The 514-nt window shown below is 58.4% G+C and carries 1 protein-coding gene; it reads right to left on the minus strand.

The genetic code is table 11. The annotated features are described in order from the left end of the window. Window positions 1-334 precede the first annotated feature (334 nt). Window positions 335-514, minus strand: a 180-nt coding sequence (locus ABE459_RS26040) for a hypothetical protein (protein WP_346648180.1), incomplete at its 5' end; no start/stop codon positions are given.

Consider the following 514-nt stretch of genomic DNA (forward strand, 5'->3'; position numbering starts at 1 on the left):
CGCTCCGGCGTCCTCCGGGCCCGCGCGGCCTCCGACTTGCTGCGCAAGTCTACATCTCGCGCCTTCGGCTAACGCCGAAGGGTGCTGCGCACCAGGGCCCTCCAGACGCCTACGCTCAGCCTCCTGAAGTCGCGAAGTTAGGGGCGGCGCCTGGGCTGGCTTTAGCTGTCGCTAGTTGGATGGGTTGGGAACTCAGGATTGCAATCGCTGGCAAGCCAGCTCCCACAGGTTAGTGCGAACTTTCAGCCTTGCGCTGTACCTGTGGGAGCCGGCTTGCCGGCGATAGGGCCCGAATAAACAACACATAAACAACAGCCAAACCTAGATAGCCGTATCACTGCTCTTGATCTGCTCTTGATCTGCTCTTGATCTGCTCTTGATCTGCTCTTGATCTGCTCTTGATCTGCTCTTGATCTGTTTTTGCTTTTGCTTCTAAGCGCGCGATAGTCCAGGCAACACAAATTGCGACTTCAGGAGGCCGAGTGGAGGTGACTGGAGGGCCCTGGTGCGCAGC

Origin of the sequence: Pseudomonas sp. TWI923 (assembly GCF_039673365.1) — a bacterium.
Classification (GTDB): domain Bacteria; phylum Pseudomonadota; class Gammaproteobacteria; order Pseudomonadales; family Pseudomonadaceae; genus Aquipseudomonas; species Aquipseudomonas sichuanensis.